This window comes from Trinickia sp. EG282A, assembly GCF_040965455.1.
Classification (GTDB): Bacteria; Pseudomonadota; Gammaproteobacteria; order Burkholderiales; family Burkholderiaceae; genus Trinickia; species Trinickia symbiotica.
Genome location: NZ_JBFRCC010000008.1, coordinates 35,909 through 62,159 on the forward strand (window position 1 = coordinate 35,909; position 26,251 = coordinate 62,159).

A 26,251-nucleotide genomic window follows, 5' to 3' on the forward strand; every position below is an offset into this window, starting at 1 on the left:
GCGTCAATGCGCAAGCAGCGTCATCGCGGCGCCTAGCAGCGTGCCGACGATGGCGCAGGCCCAGAGAAGCTGCCTCGTGCGCCGCTGCTCGTGCTGCAGCGCCCGAAGCAGGACGGCCGAATCGAAGCCCTCGCGCTGCTGCTGTATCCGTTGGAGCCGCTGGACGAAGAGCAGCGGCAAGCGTGGGGCAATGGGCGCCAGGTGCGGCAGCTCCCGCGCAAGACGCTTGATGAAGCCGCGATGGTCGAGGTCCTTGCGCGCGAGCGCCGCGAACGATGCTTCGACGATTCGCCACGTGTCGAGGCGCGGCGCGAGTGCACGGGCGAGCGATTCGGCGCGCGCTAGCGACTCGCGCGCCAGCACGAGGGCTGTAGGGACGGCGCCGCCGAACGGCTGCACGGCCTCGGTCAGATGGCTGAGCAGGGCGCCCGCTCTTCGCTCGCTGCTCGGTGACGCAAAATGGGCTTCACTGCGTCGGCGCAGCTCCGCCTCGAGCATTTCGGGACGCGTGCCGGGCGCGACATGGCCGACCTCATGGTGCATGTCCGCCAGCCTGCCGTAATCCTGCCCGAATAGCGCCGTCGCGCCGTGGACGAAGAATTCGCGTTCGGGCTCGGTCAGGCTCGACATCACGGCGCAGTCGGCAAGCACGAGGCACCCGAGCGTGTCCGCGTCGATGCTGACGCGCACGCGCCGCGCGTCGAGCGCCGCATGAAAGAATCCATGCTCGAAGGCCTGTTCGACGAACACCTCCACGACGTGCACCGCGAGGCGCTCGACGTCGACGCCGTGCCGGCGCAGCCCCTCGATGTCCGTGAGCGATAGCGTCTCGATGCGCTCGGCGACGAGCGCGTGGTCGGTCGAGAAATCCCAGATGACGGCGGGTACGACGACCCGAGCGTTACCCGAGAAGTGGCGGCCCGTTTGCGAAAGATTGGCCGCTTCGGTGCGCAGATCGAAGCGGTGCCGAAGCTCGGCGCCGAACGATTCGGCCAGGCCGCGCAGCCCGAGCTCGCGCGCGGCGGGGAAAGCGCGCTCGAGCAGCTTCGCGAGCCAGAGCAGCACGGCGATGTCGTCCTCGATTCGCTGGACCTGTCGCACGCGCAAAAGCTTGACCGTGACATCGACGCGCCCGCGGTCTTCGATTCGCAGCCGCGCCGCGTGGACCTGCTCGGCGATGCCGTTTTCGAGCGGCGTCGGATCGACCCAGGCGAATGCCTCCTCCGGTGGGCGGCCGAGCGCGGCGCGCAGCGCGGGGGCGAGTTCCGGCGCGTCGAGCGGCTTCGTGAGCGCGGTTTCGGCGCGGCCGAGCGCGTCGAGAACGTCGTGCAGCGTACGCCCCGCATGGTCCGGGTCGGTCGCCAGCGCCTCCCCGAACGCGCTGGCCAGCGGGCCGAGCTGGGGCAGTGCGCGATGCAATGCCGTGCGCGTGTTGGGCGCCGAATGCAGGCGTGCAATCAATGTCGCGATCCAGCGGGCTCGGTCATGCCGAGGCGCGGCTTGCCAAAGCAGCCGGGCACCATAGCGAAGCACGCAGAAGAGGAGCAATAGTCGGCGAATCGTGGTGCGCATGAGCGATGCGGCGAAGGGGGCTTTTGGAATCCCGACAAGGATGCCATGCCACGCGCCGCATGGGGACTGTCGAGAGCGCTTTGCTATCGGGAAGGCAACTTTGGCCGGTTCGTGCAGCGCACAACGAAAAAACTGCCGATCCGCTCTAAAGTTCCGCGAACGTCCTGCCGTCAATCGGTTATCGGGCCGACCGACCTTTCCCCACGCGCTGCCACCGGGCGCGAATCGTTGTCGCCGTCCATGAGAGAGCCCATGATGTCGCATCAACTCTTGAGCCGCCTGTTGTCGCGCAGCGTCGCCGTCGATCTCGGCACGGCGAACACCCTCATCTACATGCGCGAGAAGGGGATCGTGCTCAATCAGCCCTCGGTCGTCTGCTTTCAGAAAAACGGTGACACCGGCGCGGCGCGCGTCGCCGCCGTCGGCGAGGAAGCCAGGCAACTGCTCGGCCGCTCGCCGGCGAATCTGCGCGCCGTTCGTCCGATGCGGCACGGCGTCATCGCCGATTTCTCGGCAGCCGAGCGCATGTTTCGCGAATTCGTCGATATGGCTCGCCTGAGGTCGCTGTTCGGCCGCCGCGCGGAGTTCACGATCTGTGTCCCTTGCGCGGCAACCGAGGTCGAGCGGCGCGCGATCCGCGAGGCCGCGCTCGCGGCGGGCGCCGCGAAGGTCAACCTCATCGGCGAATCGCTCGCCGCGGCCATTGGCGCCGGCTTGCCGGTCGGCGAAGCGCGTGGGTCGATGGTCGTCGACATCGGTGGCGGAACGACCGAAGTCGGCGTCGTTTCGCTCGGCGGTATTGCTTACCAGGGCCTCGTGCGGGTCGGCGGCGACCAGTTCGATGCCGCGATCGTCAGCCACGTTCGCACCCTTTACGGCGTGGTGCTCGGCGATCAGACGGCCGAGCATGTGAAAAAGACGATCGGCACCGCCACGCCGAATGTGCCGGCCGAGCGGATCTGCGCCGTCGGGCGCAGCCTGGGCGACGGCCTGCCGCGCACGATCGAGCTCACCAATCATGACGTCGCCGATGCGCTTTCCGTCCCGCTTCGGACCGTCATCGACGCGATCAAGGCCGCGCTCGAGTCGGCGCCGCCGGAGCTCGTCACTGACATTGCCGATAGCGGCATCGTACTCACGGGCGGCGGCGCGTTGCTCGCCAACCTCGACAAACGCATTGCCGAGGAAACGGGTCTCGCGGTGCGGATTGCCGACGAGCCGCTGACCTGCGCCGTGCGCGGCGCCGGGGCAGCGGCGGGGTGCGTCGACGCGGCCGCGTTCAGTTAAGACCAATACGGGGCGGCCGGCCGGCGCGCGACGCGTGCGGCATCGCCACCTTCGGCCCCCTTGTGATGATCGTGTGATCGTCGCGGGCGAATTCGGGATGTGAGTCCGTCAACTCGGTGCGGTCGGGGTGATCGGCCGGATCCGTGCGACGCACCCATCATGCGGCGGTGTTACCATCGCCGGTTTCGAACCGGCCCCCACCCACCGCTCTCACGTCATGGCCACGATCAGCCAGCTCAACGTCTATCCGATCAAGTCGTGCGCGGGCATCGCGCTCGACTCGGCGCGTCTTTTCTCTCACGGGCTGGCGTATGACCGGCACTGGATGCTTGTCGACGGCGACGGCGGCTTCGTCACGCAGCGGCAATTGCCGCGGCTCGCCCTCGTGACGACGGAGCTCTCCGGCGACGCCCTGATCGTGCGTGCGCCCGGCCGTGCCGCGCTTCAGACGCCGCTCGATGCGGCCGCCCTGGACGGCGCGCGGCGCGTGCAGGCGACCGTTTGGAGGGACACGGTGACAGCGCTCGATACGGGTCACGAAGCCGCGCAGTGGTTCTCCGATTTCGTCGGAGTGCCGCTTCGGCTCGTCCGTTTCGATCCCGCGGCCGAGCGCATCTCGAGCCGCCAGTGGACCGGCGAAACGATTGCGCCGATGCGTTTCGCGGACGGCTACCCCGTGCTCGTCATCGGCCAAGCGTCGCTCGACGACCTCAATGGACGGCTCGCGAGCAAGGGTGTCGAGGCGATTGCGATGAATCGCTTTCGCCCGAACCTCGTGCTTGCGGGGCTCGAGCCCTATGAAGAAGACTACGTCGACACCGTGCGTATCGAGGCCGACGGCGGCGAAGTCCTGCTGCGTGTGGTGAAACCGTGCGCGCGCTGCCCCATTCCGACGATCGATCAGGCGACGGGCGCTCCCGATCCTCGCTGGCCGAACGAGCCGACCGATACGCTCGCCGCCTATCGGGCCGACCGTCGCCTCGACGGCGCCGTGACGTTCGGGCAGAACGCCGTCGTCATGGCGGGGGCGGACAGCCTGCTGACTGTCGGTCGCGAAGTGGAAGTCGAGCTGCGCTTCGAAGATTGAGTCGAGCGACCATGCCAAGCTCCCCCCGACCCTTCCCGGGCGAAGCGGGCGGTGCGCCCGACCTGCGTTTCATCGAGCTCGCGAGCGGCTTGCGGATGCCTTACGTCGAACGCGGCAGCGGGCCGCTGCTCGTGTTCGTGCACGGGTCGCTTTGCGATTATCGGTATTGGCAGCCGCAGGTCGACGGCTTGTCGGCTCATTACCGCTGCGTCGCCTTGAGCCTGACCCATTACTGGCCGATCGCCGGATTGGCGCGTACGGTGCCGTTCAGCTGGAGCCGCCACGCGGACGAGCTCGCCGAATTCATCGACAGGCTCGGGCACGGCGCAGCGCATGTGATCGGCCATTCGCGCGGGGGATCTGTCGCCTATCACTTCGCGCTACGGCACCGCGAACGCGTGCGCACGTTGACGCTCGCCGACCCGGGCGGCCCAGTCGAAACGCCGGGGCAAACCCTGCACGTACTGCCCGAGACGGTCAATGCATTGCGCGCCCGGGCCGCGGGGCTCATCGAAGCGGGCGAAGTGGACGCGGGTCTCGAGCTCTTCGTCGATTCGGTGAGCCGCGTCGGCTCCTGGGCGAAGAGCACGGCGGCGTTCCGCACGATGGCGATCGACAATGCCGACACGTTGCCGCGCCAGTTCGCCGATCCGTTGCCGGCGTACAAGCACGACGATGCGCGACGGATTGCATGCCCCGTCCTCTTGATCGACGGCGAGAAGAGTCCCGACATCTTTCGCCGCTGCGTCGCGGCGCTCGCGGATTGGGTTCCCGATGCCCGGCGTCACACGATCCGCGGTGCATCGCATGGAATGAACCTCGCACACCCTACCGCGTTCAATCGACATATCGATGAATTCGTTCGAGCGACGAACGGCGAAAGCTGATCGATACTGAAAGCGCCCAGTTCGTCGGCGAGCCGCGTCGGTGCCCATGCGGGCACCGGTCTTGCGGTCTCGGTGCCCGATGCCGCGGGCCTCATCGCCTTTTTTCGCGGATTTACTTTTCCTTCTCGGATCGATATCTACAATCGAGGGAAGCCAACGCCAGGAGCAGGAGCGACACGATGCTGGATACCGACACACTCGGTGCACGAACGCGGGCCGACGAACCGGAAGATCGCGAACCCGGCGAGGTCTTCATCGCGCCCGAGAATCCCTACATCGCCCGTTCGAGTCAATATGTGCTGAAGTCGGGCGATACGTTCGTCGTCAACGATCCGCTCGGCGACATCGTCGGGCATGACGACGGACTGTTCGTCAACGATACGCGCACACTCTCGCAGCTGCGCCTGACATTCGGCGGCCGCGCGCCATCGCTGCTTTCGGGCAACGTCAGCAACGACAACGCCGCGTTCACGGCCCACCTGACGAATCACCCGCTGCCGCCCGTCGGCGGCGAAGGAACGCCGCAAGGGGTTATCCACGTCGAGCGCATGCGCGTGCTGTCGGGTACGGTCCTTTACGAAGCGATCACGCTGACGAACTACGGCTCGAACGATGCCGTCGTACCCCTATCGATTTCGTTCGCTTGCGATTTCAAGGACATGTTCGAGGTGCGCGGTCTGAGCCGGCCGAAGCGCGGCATGCTCGAGCCGCCCAACGTCGGCAAATGCGACGTGCAACTGCGCTATACGGGCCTCGATCGGATCCAGCGCGACGTGCGAATCGCCTTTGCTCCCGAGCCGGACAACCTGGACTCCGGTCGCGCCGATTACTCGATCGAGCTCTCGGCGCAGGCGTGCGTGTCGATCTACCTGTCGGTGGCCGTCGAGGCGCGCGCGCTCGCGCTTGCCCCGGGGGACGTCGAAGCGCCCGGCGCGCAGGTCGCGCAGCCGCCGCACAGCACGCACCCGGCTCATATCACGCAAGTGGACACCGTGCGCCCGCGCGTGGGCCGCGCGGCGGTCCGCACGGCGCTCGCGAGTGCACACCTCGCGATGCGCGAGCGCCGCCGCGTGACGGCGCGTATACGCACGAGCAATCCGCTTTTCAATGCGTGGCTCGAGCGTTCGTTCGCCGATCTCGGCCTGCTGACGACCGATCTGTCGACGGGGCCGTATCCTTATGCCGGCATCCCATGGTTCTCGACGCCGTTCGGCCGCGATGCCGTCATCACTTCGCTGCAGACCTTGTGGCTGCAGCCGTGGCTCGCGCGCGGCGTGCTGTGCTTTCTCGCCGATCATCAGGCGCGCGAGGATTCGGCTTTCCGCGATGCATCGGCGGGCAAGATCATGCACGAGATGCGCAAGAGCGAGATGGCGGGGACCGGTGAAGTGCCGTTCGCGCTCTACTACGGCGGGGTCGACACGACGCCGCTCTTCATCGTGCTGGCGGGCGCTTATTTCACACGGACAGGCGACGAGGCGCTGATTTCCGAGCTTTGGCCCGCGTTGGAGCGAGCCGCGCAGTGGGTGGCGGGCGTCTGCGACAAGAATCCGCACGGGTTCGTCGACTACCAGTGCGCGTCAGAGCGGGGTCTTGCCAATCAGGGCTGGAAGGACAGCCACGATTCGGTGTTTCATGCGGATGGCCGCATGCCGGATGGGCCGATTGCGCTCGTCGAAGTGCAGGCTTATGCGAGCGCCGCATTCGACGCGATGGCGCATTTCGCGGCGCGCCGAGGCCTCGCCGACGACGCCGCGGGCTATGCGGCGCGCTCGCAGTCGTTGCGCGAACGCGTCGAGGAATTGTTCTGGATGCCGGATCTCGACTTTTATGGAATTGCGCTCGACGGGCACGGCGAACTATGCCGCGTGCTCGCCTCGAATGCGGGGCACTTGCTCGCGTTCGGACTGCCGTCGCGCGAGCGTGGCGAAGCCGTGGCGCGCAAGCTCGAGTCGACGCTCTTTCATACGGGCTGGGGCGTGCGCACGCTCGGCGCCAATCAGCCGCGCTTCAATCCGATGTCGTACCACAACGGATCAGTGTGGCCGCACGATACGGCGCTTTGCGCACGAGGCCTCGCTCGCTACGGCGAGAAAGAGGCAGCCGTCGCGTTGTTGCAGGCACTCTTCGAAGCAGCCGTCAACTTCGACATGCGATTACCCGAGCTGTTTTGCGGCTTCATGCGCCAGCGCGGCGAACCGCCGACGGCCTATCCGGTCGCCTGCCTGCCGCAGGCCTGGGCGGCAGGCTCCCCGTTCATGATCCTCGAGGCTTGCCTGGGCATCAAGATCGATGCGGCTCGCGAGGAGGTCCTGATCGAGCAGCCCGCGCTGCCCGAAGGCATCGACTGGCTCGAGGTCCGCAACCTGAAAATCGGCGCGAAGACCGTATCGATCGTGTTCAGTCGCGTCGGCGGCAAGGTCGTGGCATCGGCCGACAATCGGGACGTGCGCGTGGCGACCGTGCTCTAGTGCCCGCGGCCATCGCCGGATTTCACCGGTTTTCACGGCCGCCAGGCAGCCCGTGCAGCCGTGCAGCAGGTGCGGAACTGGCGGCCTTCGCGATCGACATCAGCGTTGCCAAGGCGCCGCATCGCCCGACAGGTGTCTCCCGTACTTGTCGAGCGCGGCGCGAACGATGCCGCGCTCGATGGCGCCATCGTCCGCGAGCGCCTTCAACGCGGCGATGACGATGGACGCGCGATCGACCTCGAAAAACTCGCGCAACGCGCGGCGCGTGTCGCTGCGGCCAAACCCATCCGTCCCGAGCGTGACATAGCGGCGGGGCACGAATGCGCGAATCAGCTCGGGCACCGCGCGCACGTAATCCGTCGCGGCAACGACGGGCCCTTGCGATTCGCGCAGCATCGTCTCGACATAGGACCGAGCGGACCCCTCATCCAGATCCAAGCGGGCCTTGCGCTCGGCCGCCGTTCCATCACGATGGAGTTCCGAGAAACTCGTCACGCTCCAGACGGCCGCCTCGATGTCCCAGTCGCCCTCGAGCATGTGCGCCGCGGCGATGACTTCGCCGAGGATGGCGCCGCAGCCGAGCAGCTGAACCTGCGCAGACGGCAGGACCCGCGGCGTCAGCAAATACATTCCCTTCACGATGCCTTCTCGCAATGCGGCGACAGCGGCCACGTCCGTTGGCTCCGACACCGGCATCGATGGCTGAGGATAATTCTCGTTCGTGACCGTGAGGTAATGGAACGTATCGTTTTGCCGCTCGAGCATCTCGCGCATCCCCTCATCGAGAATCACGGCGATCTCGTAGGCGAATGCGGGATCCCATGCGCGGCAGTTCGGAATCGTCGAGGCGACGAGGTGACTCGTGCCGTCCTGGTGCTGAAGGCCCTCGCCGCCGAGCGTCGTCTTGCCCGACGTCGCACCGATGAGAAAGCCGCGTGCGCGCTGATCGGCCGCGGCCCAGATGAGATCGCCGATCCGTTGAAAGCCGAACATCGAGTAATAGATGTAGAACGGCAGCATCGGCAGATCGTGCGTGCTGTATGACGTCGCCGCGGCGATCCACGACGAGATGGCGCCGGCTTCCGAAATGCCTTCCTCGAGTATCTGCCCACCCGTCTCTTCGCGGTAGTACAGCATCGAGCCGAGGTCTTCCGGCTCGTATTGCTGACCGAGCGGCGAATAGATGCCGACCTGCCGGAACAGGTTCGCCATCCCGAACGTGCGCGCCTCGTCGGCCACGACGGGCACCACGCGCGGGCCGAGCGTGGGGTCCTTCATCAGGTTGCCGAACATGCGGACGATGGCCGTCGTCGTCGACATTTCGCGGCCCTCCGTCTGCAGCGCAAATTGCCCCCAGGACGACAACGCGGGCACGGTAGGCGCCTTCGTCGCCGCTCTCCGCCTTCTGGGCAGATAGCCTCCCAGGGCAGCCCGGCGCGCGTGCAGGTATCGCATTTCCGGGCTGTCTTGCGCAGGTTTGTAGAACTCGAGACGTTCCACCGCTTCGTCCGACAACGGCAGGCGAAAGCGATCGCGAAACGCCTTCAGGTGTTCGAGGTCGAGCTTCTTTTGCTGATGCGTCGTCATGCGCCCTTGGCCGGCGGCGCCCATGCCGAAGCCTTTCATCGTCTTGGCGAGAATCACCGTGGGCTGGCCTTTGTGCTGCAGCGCGCGGGCGTAGGCCGCATGCAATTTGCGCACGTCGTGACCGCCGCGGCGCAAGCGGTCGATGTCGTCGTTCGCGAGATGCGCGACAAGCGCCGCGAGCTCCGCGTTCTGGCCGAAGAACCGGTCGCGGTTATAGGCGCCGTCATTGGCCGAGAACGTCTGGAATTGGCCGTCGACTGTCTGTGCGAATGCGCGCGGCAGGGCGCCCGCCCGGTCCCGTGCGAAGAGTTCGTCCCAGCTCGAGCCCCAGAGCACTTTGATGACGTTCCAGCCCGCACCGGTGAATTGCGCTTCGAGCTCGTCGATGATGCGGCCGTTGCCGCGCACGGGCCCGTCGAGCCGTTGCAGATTGCAGTTGATGACGAACACGAGATTGTCGAGCTTCTCGCGCGCCGCGAGCGAGAGCGCGCCGATCGATTCGGGCTCGTCCATTTCGCCGTCGCCGAAAAAGCCCCATACCTTGCGGCCTTCCGTCGGAAGCAGCCCTCGGTGGTGCAGATAGCGCATGAAGCGGGCTTGATAGATCGCGTTGATGGGTCCGATGCCCATGGAGCCCGTCGGAAACTGCCAGAAGTCCGGCATCAACCAAGGGTGAGGATAGGAGCAGAGGCCGGGCCCGGCGATCTCGCGCCGGTAATGCTCGAGCTGCGTCTCGTCGAGGAAGCCTTCGACAAACGCGCGGGCGTAAACGCCGGGAGACGAATGCGGCTGGAAATAGACGAGGTCGCCGCCATGCTCCCCATTGGCCGCGCGGAAGAAGTGGTTGAAGCCGACTTCGAACAGATCGGCTGCCGATGCATAGCTCGCGATATGGCCGCCGAGCTCGCCGTAGGCCTGGTTGGCGCGCACGACCATCGCGAGGGCGTTCCAGCGCAAGGCGGCCGCGAGCCTCTCCTCGATCTCGATATCGCCGGCATACGGCGGTTGCGCCTCGACGGGAATGGTATTGAGGTAAGGCGTGACGCGCGCGCGTGCCGAGCCGATGCCGTGTTTCGCGGCATGCTCCGCGAGACGCTCGAACAGGTACTGCGCGCGCTCATTGCCCACGTGCTCGACGACAGCATCGAGCGCCTCGAGCCATTCGGCCGTTTCCGCCGGGTCGCTGTCCTCGCGCCGATCCGCGAGGGCCCGCATCCATTGAGTACCGTTCGATAAATCGGTCATGGCGCGTCCAGGAAAGAGGGAGAGTAAAGCTGCGATTGCCCTCAAGATTACCCAGCGGAGTCCGGAATGTGCGTCTGTTTTTCTTCAGCTTTGCGCTCAATACAGTAGCTTCTATACTGCCAACATCTGAAACGGCAGAATATTTGCACTATGGACCGTCTACCTCGCAAACTGGACCGAATCGACGTCGCGATTCTCAACCAGTTGCAGCAGAACGCGCGGATCACGAACGCCGAGCTCGCACGCGCCGTCAATCTCTCGACGACGCCGTGCTTCAACCGCGTGCGGGCACTGGAGAAGCTTGGCTTGATCAAGCAACAGGTCACGCTGCTCAATCCCGAACCGTTGGGCCTTCGAATCAACGTGTTCATCCAAGTGAGCCTCGAGAAACAGGTGACCGACGCGCTGCGGCGGTTCGAAGAGGCGATCGACAAGCGGCCCGAAGTCATGGAGTGCTATTTGATGTCGGGCGATGCGGACTACTTGCTGCGCGTCGTGGTACCCAACATGCACAGTCTCGAGCGCTTCATCCTCGAGCAGTTGACGACGATTCCGGGCGTCTCGAACATTCGCTCGAGCTTCGCGCTGAAGCAAGTTCGCTATCGGACTGCGCTGCCGTTACCGGCCGGAGGTCTGACGCTCAGCGAGGAAGACGATGAGGCGCGCCAGTGAGCAAGGGGAACGCGCATTGCTACGTCTCCTGAGTCGTTGAACTTAGGAGAGGCAATCATGAAACCCATGTATCGCCCCGGTCAGCGAGTGGAGCAGTCGGGTATTTATCGCGTCGTCTACGACGACGGGTCGGGCGAATATTTCGAGGTGACGAGCGTCCAAGGAGAGCGCTTTCCGCCCACCCGCAACGGGATAGGCGCGCGCTACGAACTCGTGCGTGCCGCGGCGCATGCGACGGAGCACGAGAAGCTGCAACCGTGCCAGTGACGCGGCTACCCGAATCGCTCCGCGCGGTACGGCCGCGCATCGGCAAACGTGGGAGCGCCCGTCATCATTTCAGCGAGTAGCCGGCCCGTGACCGGGCCGAGCGTGAGCCCATGATGCGCATGCCCGAATGCGAACCACATCCCGCGATGACGCGGCGCCGGCCCGATGACGGGCCGCATGTCGGGCGTGCACGGGCGCATGCCGAGCCACGGCGCCGGATCGAGCCGCTCGCCGAGGCCGAACAACGGTTTGGCGAAACGCTCGGCGCGTTCGAGTTGCACTCCGGTGGGCGGTGTGTCGCGCGTGGCGATTTCCACGCCGGTGGTGAGCCTGAGGCCCGCCTGCATCGGGGCCACCACATAGCCCTTTTCGATATCGACGACGGGCACCGATAGCGGCGTGCGCTGCTCGCGATAGTGCATGTGATAGCCGCGCTTCGCCCGCAGCGGGATCCGATAGCCGAGCGGTGCGAAGACTGTGTCGGACCAGGGACCCAGCGCAACGACCACCTCCATCGCGCTGATCGAACCTTGCGCCGTCTCGACGGCCCACGCGTCGTGCAGCATGCGCACGGTGGCGGCGTCGCCCCTGAGCAGCGTGCCGCCTTCCGATTCGAAGAGCCGCGCGTAACCCTTCGTCAATGCGCCGGGATTCACGACGCTTTTCGGATCGAGCCAGTGCAGCGCGCCGCTAAAGCCGTCGCCGATGCCCGGTTCCCGCGCACGCAGCGCAGCAGCGTCGAGCGGTACGAGCCGCAGCCCATGCTCGCGCGCGATGACCCGGGCCGTGGCCGCTTCGCGCTCGAACGCGTCGGGCGTGCGATAGCCTTCGATCCAACCGCCTTCTTTGACGAGATCGCCCACGCCCGCGCGCGCGATCAATGCATCGTGCTCGCTCACGCAGCGCTCGACGAGCGGCAGCATATCGCGCGATGCGGCCGCAAGCCGCGCCGGCGCGGATTCCCACCAGAACCGCGCGAGCCACCCGGCATAGGACGGCAATGCCTTGTATTGCCAGTACAAGTCGGTCGAGCGATTGCACGCGTAGCGCATGAGCGTACCGAACTCGCGCGGGAACGCGTAGGGCATGACCGCCGAGCGCTCGATCAGCCCCGCGTTCCCGAAGCTGGTTTCCTCGCCGGGACCGCGACGGTCGACCAGTGCCACGCGCCGTCCGCGATCCTGCAGATGAAGTGCCGAGCAAACGCCAACGATGCCGGCTCCGAGAACGATGACGTCGAAATCCATAGGCGCGGGGCGAACAAGTTGCGAAGCAGGTTACTTCGCGATGATGTCGCGTTTGAAGTATTTGAGCGAAAGTGCGCTCAGCGTACCATCCTTCTTCAGCTCGGAGAGTGCGGCATCCACCTTCTCCGCGAGGGCTTTGTCGCCCTTGCGCATGCCGAAGCCCGTGCCTTCGCCGAGTGTGGCCGTATCCTTGAGCGGCTCGCCGACGAAGGTGAAGCCGTGCCCTGCAGGCTTGTCGAGGAAGCCGTCCTGCGCCGTCTGCGCTTCCTGGACGGCGGCATCGAGCCGCGCCGCCACCAGATCGGCCCATACCTGGTCCTGATCCTGGTACGAGACGACCTCGACGCCCGCGTTTGCCCAGTGCGCTTTCAGGAAGTCTTCCTGCGACGATCCCTGCAGCACGCCCACGCGCTTGCCGTGCAGGCTCTTGACGTCGGGCAGGAGCCCCGAGTCGCGCTTGGCCACCATCACGATCGGCACGATATAGATCGGCGGCGTGAAGTCGATGCTTTGCTTGCGCTTCGCCGTGATGTTCATGGCCGAGTTGATCACGTCGAACTTGCGGGCCTGCAGCGCTGGAATCAGTCCGTCGAAGGCGTTTTCGACCCACACGCATTTCACTTTCATCTTTGCGCAGACGGCATTGCCGACGTCGATGTCGAAGCCTTGCAATTGACCGGCGGGAGTCTTGCTTTCGAACGGAGGGTAGGACGCTTCGATGCCGAAACGAAGCGTGCCCGACGACTGGGCATGCGCCGCGCCGGCCAGGGCCGTCATGGCAGCGGCAATACAGAGGGAGAGCTTGAGATTCATGTGGCGATCCTGTGCAGGTGGAAATGGCCCGGGTGAGGCGGGTTCGTTGCGCAGGTGGAATATAGACGAGATGTCTATCTCGTAATATGGGGTTAATACTGATCCGTCGGCGGCGTATAGACCTGACGAATCAAATCGAAAACGCTCTCACCGGTTGAGCTGTATCAGGAAACGCCCCATACAGCAAGGGTTTCATGGCCTATGAGCATCGCGCTGATTGTGAGCGCGTGATGTCGTCGCGGAGATTTTCTGCAAGTTCCCGTCGCATTGGGTGAAGTTCAAAGTAGACTAGAAATCTACGATGGACTCCATCCTCGCACCTCTTCCGCTGGCGCTTGGTTTTCCATGACAACGTCCCTGGAGACACCCCTGATGACTTCGCTCACTACGACCCCGCCGCTGATCGTCGACGAAGAAGGCGTGCGCGCCGCGCTTGCTTCGCTGGACGTGAAGGGCGCGCTTGCCCGAATGTTTGGCTTTCTCGCGGACGGTCGGGCGGTGCAACCGCCCCAGACGGTCACGCTTTTCCCCGATAACGCCGGCGATTTCATCACGTACCTCGGGGCCATGGCCGATGCCGGAGTCTTCGGCGCCAAACTGTCGCCGTACATCGTCACGGATGGACGACCGATCGTGACCGCCTGGACGGCTCTGATGTCGATGGAAACCGGCAAGCCGCTCATGTGGTGTGACGCCGGGCTGCTCACCGTGGAGCGGACCGCCGGCACGACGGCGCTCGCGGTCGAGCACCTCGCGCGCGCCGACGCGCGCCGTCTTGCGCTGATCGGCGCAGGGCCCGTGGCGCTCGCGCACTTGCGGCACGTGCTGCCGTTGCGCGACTGGGGTTCGGTGCGCGTGTTTTCGCCGGGGCTCGCCGACACTCCGGCGAGGCAGGCCGCGATCGCCGAGATCGATGCACGCGCAACGATCTGCGAGACCGTCGACGATTGCGCGCGCGATGCCGATGTCGTCATGTTGTGCACATCATCCGGCGCACCGGTGTTGCCCGAAGGCGTGCTCACGCAACCGGCGCTCGTTACTTCGATCAGCACGAACGCGCCCAATGCGCACGAGATCGATCCAGCATGGCTGCCGCGGATGGACGTCTATTGCGACTACCGGCGCACCACGCCGTCAAGCGCGGGCGAAATGAAGCTCGCCGCGCAGCATCACGGCTGGTCGCCTGACGCGGTGGTCGGCGATCTCGCCGAGCTCGTCGCGGGCCGGTGCCGCGAGCCTGCTTACGATCGGCACGTGTTCTTTCGTTCCATCGGACTCGGGCTCGAAGACGTGGCGATTGCCTCGGAGCTCCATTCGTATCTGCGTTCAATGCCATGCGAAAGAAAAACGTCTCGCTCGTGAAGGACTTGCTGCTCACGCGCTACGCGCCCATTGCGGACGGTATCGCGACACTGTTCTTTCCGTACGCCGAAGTCGTGATTCACGATCTGCACGATCAGAAGGTGCTGTATCTCGCGAACAATCTGTCGAAGCGCGAGATCGGCGACGACTCGGCGCTCGAGGAGATCGACCACTCCGCGCGCGAACGCGTGATCGGCCCGTACGAGAAGCTCAACTGGGACGGGCGCAAGATGCGCTGCGTCAGCAATGTTCTGTTCGACGACCGCGGGCAGCCGGCGGGCATGATGTGCATCAATTTCAACATCGCCGCGTTCGAGGACGTGCGCTCCGCGCTGGACCTCTTCATCAAGGGCGCAGGGGTGGTGGCCCAGCCCGACGAGCTCTTTCGCGACGACTGGCAAGAGCGCATCAATACCTTTCTGCATGGCTGGTTGCGCGAGCGGCAGGTCGCGCTCAATGCGCTCACGCGCGATCACCGTCGCGAACTTGTCGAGGCGCTGTACGCGGAAGGCGCGTTTCGCGGCAAGAGCTCGGCCAACTACGTCGCCAAAGTGCTCGGCATGGGCCGTGCCACGGTCTACAAGCACCTCAAGCAGTTGAAGGAGGGGGCGAGCTGAGGTGCCGCCGCTGCAGGTTCGGCGAGGCGATGCCCAAAAAAACGCGCAGCGTCTGCCCGAATTCGCAAACGTCGCCGATCGCCCGCGCTCAGGTTCAGGTCGCTTCCCCGTTTTCGTCCGCGCCGATCACGAGTTGCGTGGGCGAGGACTCGAACATGAATGGCGGCACGTCCAGATTTTGCGGCGCGGGCTTGTCCTTGAACACGCGGCCCGCGAGATCGTAGGTCGAGCCGTGACATGGGCAGAGAAAGCCGCCGGGCCAGTCGCTCGGCAGATTCGGCTGCGGCCCCGGTTGAAAACGCTGCGTCGGCGTGCAGCCGAGATGCGTGCAGACGGCGACCACCACGAGCAGGCCCGGGTTCTCTTTTCGGGAGCGATAGGCGTTCTCGCAATACTTCGGCAGCGGCATCGAGAACGGATGCTTGGTGTCGGGGTCCGCGACCATCGGCGTCGCTTTGTCGACCTCCTTCAGCATTTGCGGCGTGCGATTGACGAGGAACACGGGCTTGCCTCGCCAGGCGACCGTCATCATCGTGCCGGGGTCGAGCTTCGATACGTCCGCGCGCACGGGCGCGCCGGCCGCTCTTGCGCTTGCGGGCGGATTGAGCGAATCGACGAAAGGCACGAGCGTTGCTATGGCGCCGAGCCCCCCGATCGCCGAAGTGGCGATCAGCCACGTCCGGCGTTCCGGATCCATGGGCTTTGGCAGCGATTCCGGAGCGGGGCCCGGTATGTCGGTTGCGTTGTCCACGCTTCCCTTCCTTTCGGAGTCATTCCGCTCCGATATCAAGCAGTCCTCACCATCCACCGTTCGATTCAGCGGAACCGAAAGCGTTCGCCTTCGAGCCGCGGCGTCGAGAAATCGTTAGAGAGGTCTTTCGCTTTCCAACTGGGTATGGCGTTCGGCCCGAATAGAGTGGGTGGCATCTTTGAGCCGCCGTCACGCGCGATGAGGCCCGATTTCACCCGCAACATCGAATAGCCGTCGTGCCCGGACTGCGACGAGGCGGCAAGCGGATCGGGCATGGCGAGCGATCCGTCGTCCGCCGCCCGAGCAGCGAGCGGAAGCGCGCACGCGACGCACGCGACGGTCATGACGCCGATCAAGGTATGAGTCATAGCAGCACCTCACTGTCCTGAAGCGCCGGTGCCTTCCCGCGTTCACAACAACCGAACGAGCAGGCCGAAAATACCGAGCGTTATCACCAGCACGGCCACCGTAACGGGCAGCACCAGCGCGATTGTGATGACGGGGCGCAACCATGTGGGCGCCCGGTTCTTTGTTCCTTCACATCGTCCAGAGGAACATTTCATGAGCGTGCGTACCGCTGCCGATATCGACGGTCCGGCGCTCGGTCTTGCCGTCGTGGCTGGCTGTTACAACATAGCGGCCCTTCGGTAGCGAAAGCAGCATGAAAGGTCCTTGCGCGTCGGTGCTCAACATCGTCTCGCCGTGCGTGCCGATTACCTTGACTGGGACGTCGGCCAGGTACTCGTTGCCATTGCTCTTCGTCTTGCCGACGAATTCGAGCGCGAGCGGGTAGTCGTGCATCGCCTGCTTGATCGCTGCCGCCTGGTCGCTGCCTACACCGCCGGACAAGTAAGTGATGTCGCCCTGGTGGCGGGCCGGTGGGAGCGCGGTCGTGGCCGCCGTCGCGGATTGCCAGATGCCGGCGGCAAAGAGTGCCGCCATTGCCGATAACGCAAGTCGTTTCATTGCAGTCTCTCCGTCGAATGAAAGAAACCCAGATGGGAGACCAACGCGCCTGCCGCCGGATGTTACGTCCTCTCGGCCGGCAGCGCATTGAGTGCAAATCAACAGTACGAACGCCAGCTTAAAAATCGCTTAAAAGCGGGCATGATCGGCGTTCCGCCAGCCCGCGGCGATACACACTCTACGCCTCGAGCGCGAGCAGAGCAAAACTCGCGAGCCAGTGCTCGCCCATGTAGTCGCCGGCCACGTGCGCAAGCGCCGTCCGCAGGTGCAGCTCGGCTGAATCGGCGAGCGGCGCGTGGCGCGCGTCGTGCGCGGGCAGCGCTCGCGCAAGCGAACGCTGGCACCAGGTCCGGCTCAAGTTGAGGCCGTCAAGATGAGCGATTTTGCCGTCGGTGCGATCGGTGACCGTCGCGGGGACGAACAGCGTCGCGGGTTCTCGCTGCGCAAGCCGCGGGAGAAATCGGTCGAGCCAGGCGGCGAACTCGGCCGCCGAAAGCACGCGCCGCATCAACTCCGCTTCCATCAGCGACGGCGACAGGAACTCGTCGCCCGACGGTTCCCATGCTTGGCAGTCGTGATCGTCGAGATACCAGCGGCGGGCGGTGACGGCAATCAGGTCGGCGAGGCCGGTGCGCGCCGTCGCGCGCGCGAATTCGAGCGCGAGCGAGAGCGCGAACGCCGTGTTGAAATGGGTGCCGACGCGCAACGGGTAGGTCGCCTTGGGCAGGAATTCCTCGAATCGCTCGACGAAGAGCTCGGTCAAAGGCGCGATTGCGCGCGCCCAGCGCGCTGCATTTGCCGCATCGGCGGCCGCCATCGCATGTAGCTGACGAGAGAGCGCAAGCAGCCATGCCCAACCGTACGGACGCTCGAAATTCCGGTTGTGGGGCAGGTTCAGATACGCGAGCTCGCCTTCGACGTTCGATTCCGTGAAATGCTCGTCGACGACCGCTACGATCCGCGCCGCTTCGGGCAGCTCGGGATAACGCTCGAGAAGGCGCAGCACGAGCCAGTAGCCGTGGACACATGAATGCCAGTCGTAGCTGCCGTAGAAGATCGGGTGCAGTTGTCGCGGAGAACGAACGTCGCCGGGGCCGGCGAGCGCATGGGTCAGCTTGTTCGGATACTCTCGCGTCAGATGCGAAAGGGCGAGCGCGGCGAACTTCGACGCGAGCGCGGGCGTGAGTCGGGTCGTCATTGTCAAACTAGCCTCGGTTTGAAACCGCGCCCTTCAGGGCGGCGAGCCGGCCCCCGCCTGAGGGCCGGTTCTGGGCGGTTGCTCAGATTGGTATAGCACTTTTCTTTGCTCGCGCCGCCGCCTCGTAGCGCCGCATCGCCTCGCTCATGTCGTCCTTCAACCGTGCCAGCGCCGCGACGTCAGGGGCCGGCGGTTGCAACGCCGCCCACAGCAACTCGACCAGCCGCTCCGCCGTGACCTCGATATCGGTGCTGCGATGGGCGAGCGTCGCTTCCCAGAGCACGTGCTCCATCGGCCCGAATACCATCGAGCGCATGAGCCGCAGCGGCACGTCGGTACGAACTTGCCCCGTCTGCTGGCCGTGCGCGAGAACGCGCATCAGCGGTGCCGTGTAGCGCCGCTGCAAGGCCGTCAGTTCATCGCCGAGCGCGTGCTGCTTCGTGCGGCCCTCCGATAGCACGAGCGAGCAAAGCCCGGTGCCGTGGATGAGCATCAACCGCAAATGCATTCGAACGATGAAAGCGAATTGTTGGCGAACGCTGCCGTCGCGCGGCAGGCCGTCTTCGATCGCGGCGATGATTTCGTCGTACCAATCGCTGATGACGCGCGCGCATAGCTCGCGCTTGCCGCGAAAGTAGCTGAAGACGGTGGCTTCCGAGACGCCGACGCGCTGCGAGATTTCCGCCGTGGTGGCGCGTTCGTAGCCTTTCTCGGCGAACACGTCGCGGCCGGCCTGAAGGATGTCCTTCACGCGCTGCTGCGACTTGGGGCCCGCGGGATGGCGACGCGTTCCGTTCGCTTCCGCCTTGAGTTCGTCCATTTCCTGAGTGACGTTCAAGTTCTGCCTGGATGTCGGGTATCACTGCCGATATTAGCACCGTGCGGCGGGAATTGTGCGCGAGACAAAAGTTGAGCGATACTCAAAACAACCTATTGACGCTTACGTAAATGTGGCGTGAAATGCGCGGTGACCGAACATGCGGCGTCGCGCGCCTGACCGAGGCGCGACGGCGGGCCGCCTTCCGAATTCGAGGACATGGAGACATTCATGAGCAACGTGCCCGGACTGCAGTTTGCGCTCGGCGAAGATATCGACATGCTGCGCGATACGCTGGCCAACTTTGCGTCGAAGGAGATCGCGCCGCGCGCAGCCGAAATCGACCGCACCGATCAGTTTCCGATGGACCTCTGGCGCAAGTTCGGCGAGCTCGGCGTGCTCGGCATGACCGTCGCCGAGGAGTACGGCGGCGCGGACATGGGTTACACGGCACATATGGTCGCGATGGAGGAGATTTCGCGCGCGTCGGCTTCCGTCGGTCTCTCGTACGGCGCGCATTCGAATCTCTGCGTCAACCAGATTCATCGCAACGGCACCGAGGCGCAGAAGCGCAAATATCTTCCGAAGCTCGTCTCCGGCGAGCACGTCGGCGCCTTGGCGATGAGCGAGCCCAACGCCGGCTCGGACGTCGTCAGCATGAGGCTGCGCGCCGACAGGCGCGGCGACCGTTATGTGCTGAACGGCACCAAGATGTGGATCACGAACGGGCCCGATTGCGACACGCTCGTCGTCTACGCGAAGACCGACCCGGAGGCCGGCCCGCGCGGCATGACGGCATTCATCGTCGAAAAGGGGATGAAGGGCTTTTCCGTCGCGCAAAAGCTCGACAAGCTCGGCATGCGCGGCTCGCATACGGGCGAGCTCGTCTTCGAGGATGTCGAAGTGCCGGAAGAAAATATCCTCGGCAAGCTGAACGGCGGAGTGAACGTGTTGATGAGCGGGCTCGATTACGAGCGCGCCGTGCTCGCGGGCGGCCCGACAGGCATCATGCTCGCTTGCATGGACGCCGTCGTTCCGTATATCCACGATCGCAAGCAGTTCGGCCAGTCGATCGGCGAATTTCAGCTTATCCAGGGCAAGGTGGCGGACATGTACACGACGCTGCAGGCTTGCCGCGCCTATCTCTATGCGGTGGGCCGCCAGCTCGATACGCTCGGCAGGGAGCATGTGCGCCAGGTGCGCAAGGACTGCGCGGGCGTCATTCTCTATACCGCCGAAAAGGCGACCTGGATGGCCGGCGAGGCAATCCAGATTCTCGGCGGCAATGGCTATATCAACGAATTCCCTGTCGGCCGTCTGTGGCGCGACGCGAAGCTCTACGAAATCGGCGCCGGCACGAGCGAAATCCGCCGCATGCTGATCGGCCGGGAGCTGTTCTCGGAAACGGCGTGAGCCGGCGCGTCGTCCCGCACCGATTTACTCAGTACAACGAACGTTCGGCCGTGGCTTCTGTGACGGCCTCAAGCGGAAGCAGTCGATCTTATGCCGATCATCGAAAGCAAGCTCAATCCGCGCTCGGATGAATTCCGGGCCAATGCGGGCGCGCTCGAGGCGCTCGTCGCCGACCTGCGCACGAAAGTCGCGCATCTCGCGTTGGGCGGCGGGCAAGCGTCGCGCGACAAGCACGTCTCGCGCGGCAAGCTGCTGCCGCGCGATCGCATCGCGCAACTGCTCGACCCGGGCACGCCGTTTCTCGAGCTTTCGCAATTGGCGGCCTTCGGCATGTACCACGACGCCGCGCCCGGGGCCGGCATCATCACCGGCATCGGCCGTATCGCCGGCCAGGAGTGCGTGATCGTATGCAACGACGCGACGGTCAAGGGCGGCACCTACTATCCCGTGACGGTGAAAAAGCACGTGCGCGCGCAGGAGATCGCCGCGGAGAACCGCCTGCCGTGCGTCTATCTCGTCGATTCGGGCGGAGCCAATCTGCCCAATCAGGACGACGTGTTCCCCGATCGGGACCACTTCGGGCGGATCTTCTATAACCAGGCGAACTTGTCCGCGGCCGGCATCGCGCAGATCGCCGTCGTCATGGGCTCGTGCACGGCCGGCGGCGCCTACGTGCCCGCGATGAGCGACGAATCGATCATCGTCAAGAACCAGGGCACGATTTTTCTTGGCGGTCCGCCGCTCGTCAAGGCGGCGACAGGCGAAGAGGTCAGTGCCGAGGATCTCGGCGGAGGGGATGTGCATACCCGGCTCTCCGGCGTCGCCGACCATCTCGCGCAAAACGACGCGCATGCGCTCGCGATCGCGCGCAGCATCGTCTCGAAGCTCAATCGCGTCAAGCAACTGCCGGTGGCGGTCCGGGAGCCGAAACCGCCGCGTTACGATGCGCAAAGCCTCTACGGCGTGATTCCCGTCGATACGCGCAAGCCGTTCGACGTCCGCGAAGTCATTGCTCGCCTCGTCGACGACTCGGAATTCGACGAGTTCAAGGCACGCTACGGCACCACGCTCGTGACGGGCTTCGCTCACATCTGGGGCTATCCCGTCGGCATCGTCGCGAACAACGGCATTCTGTTCTCGGAATCGGCCGTCAAGGGCGCGCATTTCATCGAGCTCTGCTGTCAGCGCAAGATTCCGCTCGTCTTTTTGCAGAACATCACCGGCTTCATGGTGGGCCGCAAGTACGAGAACGAAGGCATCGCGCGCCACGGGGCGAAGATGGTCACGGCGGTCGCGACGGCGAAGGTGCCGAAGTTCACGGTCATCATCGGCGGCTCGTTCGGCGCCGGTAATTACGGCATGTGCGGCCGCGCCTACTCGCCGCGGTTTCTCTGGATGTGGCCGAACGCGCGCATTTCGGTGATGGGCGGAGAGCAGGCCGCATCGGTGCTCGCAACCGTCAAGCGCGACGGCATCGAGGCGAAAGGCGGCACGTGGAGCGCCGAGGAGGAGGAAGCGTTCAAGAAGCCGATCCGCGACCAATACGAGCACCAGGGACACCCCTATTACGCGAGCGCGCGCCTCTGGGACGATGGGGTCATCGATCCAGCCCACACGCGCGACGTGCTCGGACTCGGTTTATCGGCCGCGATGAATGCGCCGATCGAGGAGACGCGCTTCGGCGTATTCAGAATGTGATGCCGGCGGCGCACTGGACAGTGCAGATGCAGTAAAAACGGCATTCGAACCACAGGACGTCAACGGCTGACGAATTCGGCAGGAGAGAATCGATGCAGTACGCCATGCTGGAAGTCGCGCTTTCCGAGCGCGTAGCGACGGTAACGCTCAACCGCCCCGACGTGCGCAACGCTTTCAACGAGGCGATGATTGCGGAACTGACCGACGCGTTCAGGCAACTCGACGCGCGCGACGACGTGCGAGCCATCGTGCTGGCGGCAAACGGCGCGGCCTTTTGCGCGGGCGCCGATCTCAACTGGATGAAGAAGATGGCGAGTTTCTCCGATGAGGAGAATCGCACCGACGCGAGGCGGCTCGCCGACATGCTCGCTGTCATCTATTGCTCGTCGAAGCCGGTCATTGCGCGGGTATCGGGGGACGCGTATGCAGGCGGCGTTGGCCTCATTGCCGCGAGCGACATCGTCGTTGCCGTCGATAGCGCCCGGTTTTGCCTTTCCGAGGCAAGGCTCGGTCTCATTGCGGCGACGATTGCGCCCTACGTCGTTCGCGCACTCGGCGAGCGCGCATCGCGTCGCTATTTCACGACGGCGGAGCAATTCGATTGCGCGACGGCGCTTCGCTTAGGCCTCGTTCACGAAGCCGCCACGACGGAGACGCTCGATGCAACGGTGCGGAAAATCGCCGCGACGCTTTGCGCGAACGGCCCACAGGCGGTGCGCGAATCGAAGCGGCTCGTGCAGGACATCGCGGGTCATGCGCTCGACGAAGCGCTGATCGACGATACGGCCGGACGCATCGCGCGCATCCGTGCGAGCGCCGAGGGGCGGGAAGGCGTGGCCTCGTTTTTGGAAAAACGCGCGCCTTCTTGGCGCGATTGATCCGAGACATCTCATGTTCAACAAGATCCTGATCGCGAACCGCGGGGAAATCGCCTGCCGCGTTGCCGCAACCTGCAAGCGGCTCGGTATCGCGAGCGTCGCCGTCTATTCCGACGCCGATGCGAATGCCAAGCATGTCGCCGCCTGCGATGAAGCGGTCCACATCGGCGGCTCGGCGGCCGCGGACAGCTATTTGCGCATCGAACGCATCATCGAGGCCGCGTTGCGGACGGGCGCGCAAGCCGTCCATCCCGGCTACGGCTTTCTTTCGGAGAACGAAGATTTTGCGCATGCGTGCGAAACGGCGGGGCTCGTCTTCATCGGCCCGCCCGTTTCGGCGATTGCGGCGATGGGGTCAAAGGCCGCGGCGAAGGCTTTGATGCATGCGGCGGCGGTACCGCTCGTGCCCGGCTACCACGGCGACGATCAGGACGCCGAACTATTGCGGGGCGAGGCCGACGAGATCGGCTATCCGGTGCTGCTGAAGGCGAGCGCGGGCGGCGGGGGAAAGGGGATGCGCGTCGTCGAGCGCGGTGAGGATTTCGCGGCGGCGCTGGCTTCGTGCAAGCGCGAAGCGGCGAGCAGTTTCGGCAACGACCGTGTGCTCATCGAAAAGTATCTGACGCGACCGCGCCACGTCGAGGTGCAGGTATTCGCCGATACGCATGGCGGCGCCGTGTACTTGTTCGACCGCGACTGTTCGGTGCAGCGTCGCCATCAGAAAGTGCTCGAGGAGGCGCCGGCGCCGGGCTTGTCCGACGAGCTGCGCCGCGCGATGGGCGAGGCCGCGGTGGCGGCGGCGCGCGCCGTCGAGTACGTGGGAGCGGGCACCGTCGAATTCATCATGGCGGACGGCCAGTTCTACTTCATGGAGATGAATACGCGGCTGCAGGTCGAGCATCCGGTCACCGAGATGATCACCGGACAGGACCTCGTCGAGTGGCAGTTGCGCGTTGCGGCAGGCGAGCCGCTGCCTTTGAGCCAAGATGAGCTCAGGATCCGAGGCCATGCGATCGAGGCGCGCATCTACGCGGAGAATCCATCGCGCGGCTTTTTGCCGTCCACGGGTACGCTCAAGTATCTGCGCATGCCGCAAGCCGTCGAGTTCACGATTGGCACGCCGACGCGAGCACCCGTGCGGATCGACAGCGGCGTACGCGAAGGCGACACGATCACGCCGTTCTACGATCCGATGATCGCCAAGCTGATCGTGCATGGCGTGGACCGGGACGAAGCGCTGGCGCGTCTTGCGCATGCGCTCAAGGATTGTGAGGCGGTTGGTCCGCAGACGAACGTCGAGTTCTTGCGGCGCGTCGTGGCAAGCGAGCCATTCGCCCGCGCGGACCTCGATACGGGCCTCATCGAGCGGCATCGCGACGCGCTTTTCGCACCCGCGTCGAGGCCGTTCAAGGAAGCGCTCGCGCTGGCGTGCGCCGCGTTGTTGACGCGCGAGGGCGGTCTGGCTCACGGCGCGTCGCCGTGGGATGCGTTGTCGCATTGGCGGCTCAATGGCCCGTACCGACAATCGATCGACTGGCGCGATGTCGAGCGAGACGAGGCGTTTGGTGTGGTCTACGTGCGCGACGGCGATGCTCGTTCGCTCGAGCATGCGCAATGGACCGAGCCGTTCGATTGGTGGCGCGGCAGCGAGCCGCATGCGTTCGGCGCGCATATCGGCGATAGCCGCGTGACGGGGCGCGTATTCGTCGACGATGACGTGTTTCATGTGTTTTGCCTGGGCACGTCGCTCGCGTTCGAATGGACGAACCTGCTCGCGCATGCGGCCGATGCGGAGCACGGCGAGGGACGCCTGACCGCTCCGATGCCGGGCAAAGTGATCGCGGTGCTCGTCGAGCCCGGCGCTGTGGTGGAGAAGGGCGCGCCGCTCATCGTCATGGAAGCGATGAAGATGGAGCATACGATCGGCGCGCCGGCCGCCGGCAAGATCGCGGAAGTGCTCTTCGCGGTAGGCGATCAGGTTGCCGATGGTGCGCAGTTGCTCGTCATGGAGATGGGCGAGTGAGTATCGAAATTAATCGCTGGCCAGCTGCTTCATCGGGGGCACGCCCCGCTTTGGCGATGTAGTCCTTAGCGGTCATGCTCATACGGGAATCCCTTCCCGAAGAATGTTCTTGATGAGAGCCGGGTTGCTGAAAAGCTCGGGGTGATCCCTCTCGTCTTCCCAAAGCGGCAGCGCCTAAAGCTACGGGCCGCGGCGCCGCAATCGCTCACCCCGCCACCAACCCGCGCTTTTCCAGCCATTCGCGATTGAACAACCGCGCAAAGTAAAGGCTCCCCCGGTCGCACAGCAACGTGACGATCGTATGCCCGGGGCCCATTTCGCGGGCAAGTTCGACCGCCGCGGCGACGTTGATGCCCGTGGATCCCCCCATGTACAACCCTTCTTCGCGCAGGAGGCGATAGACCATCGTCACGCAGGTCTGATCGTCCACGCGAATCGCGTCGTCGATCGGCGTGCCCTCGAGGTTCGCGGTGATTCGACTCGAGCCGATGCCCTCTGTGATCGAGTTCCCTTCCACCTTGATCTCGCCGGTCTTGACGAAGCTATAGAGCCCGCTGCCGTGCGGATCGGCAAGCACCGTCCTGATCGCCGCGTTTTGCTCCTTGAGGAACCGAGCGACGCCCGCGAGCGTGCCGCCAGTCCCCGTTGCGCAAACGAAGGCGTCTACCTTTCCGCCCGCGTCGCGCCATATCTCCGGCCCCGTCGTTTCGTAGTGCGCCTGACGGTTGACCACGTTATCGAACTGATTGGCCCAAATCGCGTTTTCCGTTTCGTCGGCCAAGCGACCCGCAATCTTCTGGTAATTGTTCGGATCTTTATAGGGCACCGCCGGCACGGGACGCACTTCAGCGCCAAGCACGCGCAGCAGGTCCATCTTCTCTTGCGATTGCGTTTCGGGAATGACGATGATGCACCGATAGCCACGTGCCGCGCAGATGTGAGCGAGGCCGATACCGGTGTTGCCGGCAGTACCCTCGATGACGGTGCCGCCCGGCTTCAGCGTGCCGCGACGCTCGGCATCTTCAATGATGAAGCGCGCCGCACGATCCTTGACCGAGCCGCCCGGGTTCATGAATTCGGCCTTGCCGAGGATCTCGCAGCCTGTTTCGGCGCTCAATTTCGCGAGGCGGATCAGCGGCGTATTGCCGACGGCGCCAACAAACCCATCGAGTACTGGCATGTGCGCTCTCCTTCCTTGAAGCCGATGAGGACCCTTCCAGAATAGGCCGGCTCCGGCGTCATTTGTAATGCTGCAAAAGCACGCCCAACGCCGCGAGCACGGCGAGAATCACGATGATGACCGGCGTGTTCAGCCGGCCCGCGATGAACGGCGCAGCGTGCCTGCGAATCGCTTTTACAGTGACGGGAATCCTCACGATAGCCTCCGATTACG

The 26,251-nt window shown here is 64.9% G+C and carries 22 protein-coding genes and 1 pseudogene; 12 read left to right on the plus strand and 11 right to left on the minus strand.

The genetic code is table 11. The annotated features are described in order from the left end of the window. Positions 1-3: 3 nt before the first annotated feature. A complete protein-coding gene (locus AB4Y31_RS28785; protein ID WP_368676971.1) occupies positions 4-1,572 on the minus strand; it encodes an ABC1 kinase family protein in 1,569 nt (522 codons plus the stop codon). A 255-nt stretch (positions 1,573-1,827) separates the two neighbouring features. Here AB4Y31_RS28785 and AB4Y31_RS28790 point away from each other — a divergent pair, with 255 nt between their 5' ends. The 4 genes and pseudogenes from AB4Y31_RS28790 to AB4Y31_RS28805 all read left to right on the plus strand — a co-directional run bounded on the left by AB4Y31_RS28790 (position 1,828) and on the right by AB4Y31_RS28805 (position 7,522). Further along, positions 1,828-2,859, plus strand: coding sequence for a rod shape-determining protein (locus AB4Y31_RS28790; protein WP_368677055.1), 1,032 nt, complete (start codon positions 1,828-1,830; stop codon positions 2,857-2,859). Positions 2,860-3,076: 217 nt separating this feature from the next. Next, entirely contained in the window at positions 3,077-3,946 is an 870-nt protein-coding gene (locus AB4Y31_RS28795; RefSeq protein WP_368676972.1) for an MOSC domain-containing protein, read from the plus strand. 95 nt (positions 3,947-4,041) lie between these two features. Further along, on the plus strand, positions 4,042-4,833 hold the full coding sequence (locus AB4Y31_RS28800) for an alpha/beta fold hydrolase (RefSeq protein ID WP_368677056.1): 792 nt from the start codon (positions 4,042-4,044) through the stop codon (positions 4,831-4,833). A 179-nt stretch (positions 4,834-5,012) separates the two neighbouring features. Beyond that, positions 5,013-7,522 (plus strand): annotated as a pseudogene (locus AB4Y31_RS28805) (glycogen debranching N-terminal domain-containing protein). Here the strand turns inward: AB4Y31_RS28805 and mdeB are convergent. After that, positions 7,404-10,136 (minus strand): alpha-ketoglutarate dehydrogenase, encoded by a 2,733-nt coding sequence (mdeB, locus tag AB4Y31_RS28810; protein WP_368676973.1) that lies wholly within the window; start codon positions 10,134-10,136, stop codon positions 7,404-7,406. The pseudogene AB4Y31_RS28805 and the gene mdeB sit on opposite strands and share 119 nt — an antisense overlap. A 150-nt stretch (positions 10,137-10,286) precedes the next feature. Between mdeB and AB4Y31_RS28815 the strand changes: the two genes are divergently transcribed. Together AB4Y31_RS28815 and AB4Y31_RS28820 are read left to right on the plus strand one after the other, a co-directional pair. After that, complete coding sequence (locus AB4Y31_RS28815) at positions 10,287-10,808, plus strand: Lrp/AsnC family transcriptional regulator (RefSeq protein ID WP_368676974.1); 522 nt, start codon at positions 10,287-10,289, stop codon at positions 10,806-10,808. 57 nt (positions 10,809-10,865) lie between these two features. Next, a complete protein-coding gene (locus AB4Y31_RS28820; protein ID WP_026229913.1) occupies positions 10,866-11,075 on the plus strand; it encodes a hypothetical protein in 210 nt (69 codons plus the stop codon). A 5-nt stretch (positions 11,076-11,080) separates the two neighbouring features. On the opposite strand, the gene AB4Y31_RS28825 is transcribed toward AB4Y31_RS28820, so the two are convergent. Next, a complete protein-coding gene (locus AB4Y31_RS28825) occupies positions 11,081-12,322 on the minus strand; it encodes an NAD(P)/FAD-dependent oxidoreductase (protein WP_368676975.1) in 1,242 nt (413 codons plus the stop codon). A 30-nt stretch (positions 12,323-12,352) separates the two neighbouring features. After that, a complete protein-coding gene (locus tag AB4Y31_RS28830) occupies positions 12,353-13,135 on the minus strand; it encodes an ABC transporter substrate-binding protein (RefSeq protein ID WP_018442013.1) in 783 nt (260 codons plus the stop codon). Positions 13,136-13,507: 372 nt separating this feature from the next. On the opposite strand from AB4Y31_RS28830, the gene AB4Y31_RS28835 reads away from it, so the two are divergent. Further along, the gene (locus AB4Y31_RS28835; protein ID WP_368676976.1) at positions 13,508-14,497 is read left to right on the plus strand and encodes an ornithine cyclodeaminase family protein; all 990 of its coding nucleotides are present in this window, start codon (positions 13,508-13,510) and stop codon (positions 14,495-14,497) included. Next, positions 14,470-15,114, plus strand: a complete 645-nt coding sequence (locus tag AB4Y31_RS28840) for a transcriptional regulator (RefSeq protein ID WP_368676977.1) — start codon at positions 14,470-14,472, stop codon at positions 15,112-15,114. The genes AB4Y31_RS28835 and AB4Y31_RS28840 overlap by 28 nt, the downstream gene beginning before the upstream one ends. Before the next feature lie 94 nt (positions 15,115-15,208). Here AB4Y31_RS28840 and petA read toward each other — a convergent pair whose 3' ends face one another. The 5 genes from petA to AB4Y31_RS28865 form a co-directional block, all read right to left on the minus strand. After that, on the minus strand, positions 15,209-15,811 hold the full coding sequence (gene petA / locus AB4Y31_RS28845) for a ubiquinol-cytochrome c reductase iron-sulfur subunit (RefSeq protein ID WP_368677057.1): 603 nt from the start codon (positions 15,809-15,811) through the stop codon (positions 15,209-15,211). Between the two features lie 119 nt (positions 15,812-15,930). Further along, positions 15,931-16,140 (minus strand): hypothetical protein, encoded by a 210-nt coding sequence (locus AB4Y31_RS28850; protein ID WP_368676978.1) that lies wholly within the window; start codon positions 16,138-16,140, stop codon positions 15,931-15,933. A 262-nt stretch (positions 16,141-16,402) separates the two neighbouring features. Beyond that, positions 16,403-16,831, minus strand: a complete 429-nt coding sequence (locus AB4Y31_RS28855) for a carboxypeptidase regulatory-like domain-containing protein (protein WP_018442007.1) — start codon at positions 16,829-16,831, stop codon at positions 16,403-16,405. A 178-nt stretch (positions 16,832-17,009) separates the two neighbouring features. Next, the gene (locus AB4Y31_RS28860) at positions 17,010-18,029 is read right to left on the minus strand and encodes a DUF2891 domain-containing protein (RefSeq protein WP_368676979.1); all 1,020 of its coding nucleotides are present in this window, start codon (positions 18,027-18,029) and stop codon (positions 17,010-17,012) included. 82 nt (positions 18,030-18,111) lie between these two features. Next, the gene (locus AB4Y31_RS28865; RefSeq protein WP_368676980.1) at positions 18,112-18,849 is read right to left on the minus strand and encodes a TetR/AcrR family transcriptional regulator; all 738 of its coding nucleotides are present in this window, start codon (positions 18,847-18,849) and stop codon (positions 18,112-18,114) included. Positions 18,850-19,077: 228 nt separating this feature from the next. Between AB4Y31_RS28865 and AB4Y31_RS28870 the strand changes: the two genes are divergently transcribed. From AB4Y31_RS28870 to AB4Y31_RS28885, 4 genes are all read left to right on the plus strand, one after another. Beyond that, the gene (locus tag AB4Y31_RS28870) at positions 19,078-20,259 is read left to right on the plus strand and encodes an isovaleryl-CoA dehydrogenase (RefSeq protein ID WP_368676981.1); all 1,182 of its coding nucleotides are present in this window, start codon (positions 19,078-19,080) and stop codon (positions 20,257-20,259) included. 90 nt (positions 20,260-20,349) lie between these two features. Next, positions 20,350-21,957 carry a carboxyl transferase domain-containing protein gene (locus AB4Y31_RS28875; RefSeq protein WP_368676982.1) on the plus strand — a complete coding sequence of 536 codons (1,608 nt, stop codon included), beginning with the start codon at positions 20,350-20,352 and terminating at the stop codon, positions 21,955-21,957. Between the two features lie 92 nt (positions 21,958-22,049). Continuing rightward, complete coding sequence (locus AB4Y31_RS28880) at positions 22,050-22,835, plus strand: enoyl-CoA hydratase/isomerase family protein (RefSeq protein ID WP_368676983.1); 786 nt, start codon at positions 22,050-22,052, stop codon at positions 22,833-22,835. Positions 22,836-22,848: 13 nt separating this feature from the next. Beyond that, a complete protein-coding gene (locus AB4Y31_RS28885) occupies positions 22,849-24,858 on the plus strand; it encodes an acetyl-CoA carboxylase biotin carboxylase subunit (RefSeq protein WP_368676984.1) in 2,010 nt (669 codons plus the stop codon). 205 nt (positions 24,859-25,063) lie between these two features. Here the strand turns inward: AB4Y31_RS28885 and AB4Y31_RS28890 are convergent, their stop codons facing one another. Beyond that, positions 25,064-26,038, minus strand: coding sequence for a cysteine synthase A (locus AB4Y31_RS28890; protein WP_368676985.1), 975 nt, complete (start codon positions 26,036-26,038; stop codon positions 25,064-25,066). A gap of 58 nt (positions 26,039-26,096) precedes the next feature. Beyond that, positions 26,097-26,234 carry a hypothetical protein gene (locus AB4Y31_RS28895; protein WP_018441998.1) on the minus strand — a complete coding sequence of 46 codons (138 nt, stop codon included), beginning with the start codon at positions 26,232-26,234 and terminating at the stop codon, positions 26,097-26,099. Positions 26,235-26,251 lie beyond the last annotated feature (17 nt).

Excerpts from the sequence above, each read along its gene's own strand:
- AB4Y31_RS28800 (WP_368677056.1), top strand. The coding sequence starts at position 4,042 with ATGCCTTACGTCGAACGCGGCAGCGGGCCGCTGCTCGTGTTCGTGCAC.
- AB4Y31_RS28835 (WP_368676976.1), top strand. The coding sequence starts at position 13,508 with ATGACTTCGCTCACTACGACCCCGCCGCTGATCGTCGACGAAGAAGGC.
- AB4Y31_RS28795 (WP_368676972.1), top strand. The coding sequence starts at position 3,077 with ATGGCCACGATCAGCCAGCTCAACGTCTATCCGATCAAGTCGTGCGCG.
- AB4Y31_RS28785 (WP_368676971.1), bottom strand. The coding sequence starts at position 1,572 with ATGCGCACCACGATTCGCCGACTATTGCTCCTCTTCTGCGTGCTTCGC.
- AB4Y31_RS28820 (WP_026229913.1), top strand. The coding sequence starts at position 10,866 with ATGAAACCCATGTATCGCCCCGGTCAGCGAGTGGAGCAGTCGGGTATT.
- AB4Y31_RS28890 (WP_368676985.1), bottom strand. The coding sequence starts at position 26,038 with ATGCCAGTACTCGATGGGTTTGTTGGCGCCGTCGGCAATACGCCGCTG.
- AB4Y31_RS28830 (WP_018442013.1), bottom strand. The coding sequence starts at position 13,135 with ATGAATCTCAAGCTCTCCCTCTGTATTGCCGCTGCCATGACGGCCCTG.
- AB4Y31_RS28875 (WP_368676982.1), top strand. The coding sequence starts at position 20,350 with ATGCCGATCATCGAAAGCAAGCTCAATCCGCGCTCGGATGAATTCCGG.
- AB4Y31_RS28885 (WP_368676984.1), top strand. The coding sequence starts at position 22,849 with ATGTTCAACAAGATCCTGATCGCGAACCGCGGGGAAATCGCCTGCCGC.
- AB4Y31_RS28880 (WP_368676983.1), top strand. The coding sequence starts at position 22,050 with ATGCAGTACGCCATGCTGGAAGTCGCGCTTTCCGAGCGCGTAGCGACG.
- AB4Y31_RS28850 (WP_368676978.1), bottom strand. The coding sequence starts at position 16,140 with ATGCCCGATCCGCTTGCCGCCTCGTCGCAGTCCGGGCACGACGGCTAT.
- AB4Y31_RS28825 (WP_368676975.1), bottom strand. The coding sequence starts at position 12,322 with ATGGATTTCGACGTCATCGTTCTCGGAGCCGGCATCGTTGGCGTTTGC.
- AB4Y31_RS28790 (WP_368677055.1), top strand. The coding sequence starts at position 1,828 with ATGTCGCATCAACTCTTGAGCCGCCTGTTGTCGCGCAGCGTCGCCGTC.
- AB4Y31_RS28815 (WP_368676974.1), top strand. The coding sequence starts at position 10,287 with ATGGACCGTCTACCTCGCAAACTGGACCGAATCGACGTCGCGATTCTC.
- AB4Y31_RS28840 (WP_368676977.1), top strand. The coding sequence starts at position 14,470 with ATGCGAAAGAAAAACGTCTCGCTCGTGAAGGACTTGCTGCTCACGCGC.
- AB4Y31_RS28855 (WP_018442007.1), bottom strand. The coding sequence starts at position 16,831 with ATGAAACGACTTGCGTTATCGGCAATGGCGGCACTCTTTGCCGCCGGC.
- mdeB (WP_368676973.1), bottom strand. The coding sequence starts at position 10,136 with ATGACCGATTTATCGAACGGTACTCAATGGATGCGGGCCCTCGCGGAT.
- AB4Y31_RS28870 (WP_368676981.1), top strand. The coding sequence starts at position 19,078 with ATGAGCAACGTGCCCGGACTGCAGTTTGCGCTCGGCGAAGATATCGAC.
- petA (WP_368677057.1), bottom strand. The coding sequence starts at position 15,811 with ATGGATCCGGAACGCCGGACGTGGCTGATCGCCACTTCGGCGATCGGG.
- AB4Y31_RS28865 (WP_368676980.1), bottom strand. The coding sequence starts at position 18,849 with ATGGACGAACTCAAGGCGGAAGCGAACGGAACGCGTCGCCATCCCGCG.
- AB4Y31_RS28860 (WP_368676979.1), bottom strand. The coding sequence starts at position 18,029 with ATGACGACCCGACTCACGCCCGCGCTCGCGTCGAAGTTCGCCGCGCTC.